The 2,745-nt window shown below is 57.3% G+C and carries 4 protein-coding genes; 1 reads left to right on the top strand and 3 read right to left on the bottom strand.

Translation table 11 applies throughout. The features are described from left to right. The coding region (locus FS320_RS41310; RefSeq protein ID WP_192926244.1) for a transposase at window positions 1-176 on the top strand (176 nt) is incomplete at its 5' end. Between the two features lie 1,368 nt (window positions 177-1,544). On the opposite strand, the gene FS320_RS41305 is transcribed toward FS320_RS41310, so the two are convergent. From FS320_RS41305 to FS320_RS41295, 3 genes are all read right to left on the bottom strand, one after another. Continuing rightward, window positions 1,545-1,955 carry an ester cyclase gene (locus FS320_RS41305; protein ID WP_152718379.1) on the bottom strand — a complete coding sequence of 137 codons (411 nt, stop codon included), beginning with the start codon at window positions 1,953-1,955 and terminating at the stop codon, window positions 1,545-1,547. 47 nt (window positions 1,956-2,002) lie between these two features. Continuing rightward, window positions 2,003-2,215: a hypothetical protein gene (locus tag FS320_RS41300; protein ID WP_152718378.1), complete on the bottom strand. Its 213-nt coding sequence runs from the start codon at window positions 2,213-2,215 to the stop codon at window positions 2,003-2,005. A 169-nt stretch (window positions 2,216-2,384) separates the two neighbouring features. After that, window positions 2,385-2,606, bottom strand: a complete 222-nt coding sequence (locus FS320_RS41295; protein WP_420846846.1) for a MucR family transcriptional regulator — start codon at window positions 2,604-2,606, stop codon at window positions 2,385-2,387. Between the last annotated feature and the right edge of the window lie 139 nt (window positions 2,607-2,745).

The following is a 2,745-nucleotide window of genomic DNA, read 5'->3' as shown; positions in this document are numbered from 1 at the left end:
ATCTCGCCCGGGCGGAGTTCGCAACGCTGCGGTTGCGCCTGCTCAAGATCGCCGTGCGGGTGCAGGAAACCACCAGCCGCATCCGACTGGCCTTTGCCTCGTGCTGTCCGGAAGCGGATCTCGTCCGGCGTCTTGCGAGCGCTCTGGCACCCCAGCCCCGGGCGGCCTCGCCCTGAGCGCCGGGGCTGCCATCGCCCCGGTCATCCCATCCCGTCCCTGCCAACGCGTTCCCCACGTTCCAGACCTTGCCGCGGTGAAAGAAACGCAGCGGATCGGCACGCCCGCGCTACCAAATAGGCCCCGAAACAAACTCTGGTGAATAGGAACGGTTAGCCACGTAGAAATCACGAAAAAACACCGAAGAAAAATGACGTACACGACTTTAGAACAAACTATTTATGGTAAAAATATCCTCAGCTACACCGATGTCCAATACATGGATGGCGCAAAGTCGCTGCCGTTTTATGACGAGACTATGCTTGGGGGCCAACCGTTCCCCCTCCATCTCGTCAGACCGACGCTGCGTCAGCACTTCGTTGTGCTCCGATATCCGTTTCATCTCCTGCATTCCAGAAGCTGTGCGCGACCGCCGTCTAGCGGAACGTCGATGGTCCCTCTGCTGATTGAGGAGGTGCGAGACTGGTGCCGTGAGCACCTTTCTGACCCGGTTGAGATCACGGAGTTTGAAATCGAACTTCCGACCCCTCGGAGGTACAGCAACCCTGTACCTCCGCGACCGCCCCAAGGCCCTCTCTATGTCAGAGCGGTAGAAACTCCCGTTATTACCAAAACGATGCTGTTTCGTGGCTATGCAGCCGAGTTTGGAAATGCCGAGGACGCCATGTTGTTCAAATTTCGCTGGCCTTAACAGATCCACAAGTTAGATCTGCCGAGCAGCAACGCATCAAAGAGCAACCTCTGTCTCGCGAGATTGGTAGCAGCGGCCTCTTGGACATAGAAGCTGCTGCTTCTTCTATCGGCGACGATCTCCCGTTTCGGGTTTACAGCGATCATCTTGCGTCAGGCCATAGGATGGTCAACGGAAACCAATGTGCATGGCTTGAACCGGCAGAGCGGCGCGTGTGCAGAAAACATCTTGTGGCACAGGTTCTTGGTGTGGCTCTGAATATTTTCGACGCTCTACAACCTTTATTTCCTCCACACCAGTGGCAGTCGCACCCGCCATCTCGATGGAGCGCCAAAACCAATTTTGCCGGGGACAGTCCAGCCCGATCCATCCGCAGGACCCATCCCGCTTTTTAAAATTCCTTTATGCCCAAATCCCCTGTCGCTCTCATGACGCCCTCTTGGCGATAGCTCATGAGCTTCCGGTCGCCGGGCTCAGGCACGCTCTGGACAAAATAATTTTGTAGAGGATGGGCTGGAGGAATCTGGACCGGGAACGTCGCGGGAAGAAGGCTCTGGGGACGACCCGGGAATAGGTTGTCTCGGGGAGGGGAGAGAGCCAGGAGACAGGCGCTCGGCGGTAGCGCAGATGGATTGAACGACGGTTCCTGAAAGAACAGAGCGGAGACCAGTGCCGATCACACCTCTGCGGCTTCCTTCAAGGGGCCAAGGAGATCCACCGACGCCCATCGTTCCCGGATTTTTCCGTCTGCAATCCGCCAGAACACCATTCCGGTGAACTCGATGCGCTCGTGTGAGGCCGGGATGCCCCGGAAGTCGGCGCTGTGGGTACCCTGCCAGCGAGCCCGCACCGCAACCCTGTCGCCCTCAGCAATGATGTCTTCGATGGTCACGCGCAGATCGGGAAACACGACTTTCATGCCTTGAATGTGTCGTTTAACCCCTTCAGGACCGAGCCTTGCACCCGCCGCATGATCGAAGAAGTCTTCCCCCACCTGATCATCGATGGCAGGCGGATCAAAGTGGTTTGCCGTTGCCTCATAATGTGCTCGCACGAGCGCCTTGTTGTATTCGGAGTCACTTGTCATGCTCGGCTCTCACAAGAGAAGTTGGAAGCTGAAGGGTGCTTTGTCTATTATGCAGCCTTTTCCTGGTCATCTGGCCGAGGCGTGGACGGCTTGCCGATCCGATGACCGTTCAAATCATTTTCAAGAATAGCCCGTAACCTGATCAGCACATCGCGATGCCGTACCTCGATCTGTGATGAGCGTATCCTCTCGTCGATCAACCTGAGCATGGCCAGCACGTCGGCTTCAGGCATGATCCAGCCGCGCGTTCGATAGCGCATGAGTGAACCTCCAGATGCTTACGGCAGCGATGTGGAGATCCAAGCTTGAGCATTCAAGGGCACGGTATCCTCATCCTGTTTCTTGGTTGTTCCGGATTGGGTTACACTGGCAAACAAAAGGGCCGCTCTTCATGAGCGGCCCTTCCGGCTATCAACAACCTACGTGCCCTCAGGCAGCTTTCTTGCGCCCGCGCGTTGCGGGAGCCTTCTCGGGGGCAGTCTTCACAGCATCATTGGCCGCGATTTTGGCCTGAGCGGCTTTGGAGCGCTGTTGGCCGAGACCCATGCTCCTGGCCAACTCAGACCGCTTGGCCGCATAGTTCGGCGCGACCATCGGGTAGTCGCGAGGCAAGCCCCACTTCTCGCGGTAAGCTTCAGGCGTCAGACCCAGCTTTCCAAGGTGGACCTATGCTGGATTTTGGGTGATGGGGCCGATCAGGCGACGTTGTGTGTTGGCGTCGTTGCGATCTCGGTGCCGTCCTGGAATCTGACACCCGCGATTACTTTCGGCAACTGGTTTTCGCCCATCA

It is taken from the genome of Microvirga tunisiensis, assembly GCF_009296175.1.
Lineage (GTDB): Bacteria > Pseudomonadota > Alphaproteobacteria > Rhizobiales > Beijerinckiaceae > Microvirga > Microvirga tunisiensis.
This window is presented reverse-complemented; position numbering and strand designations above follow the sequence as displayed.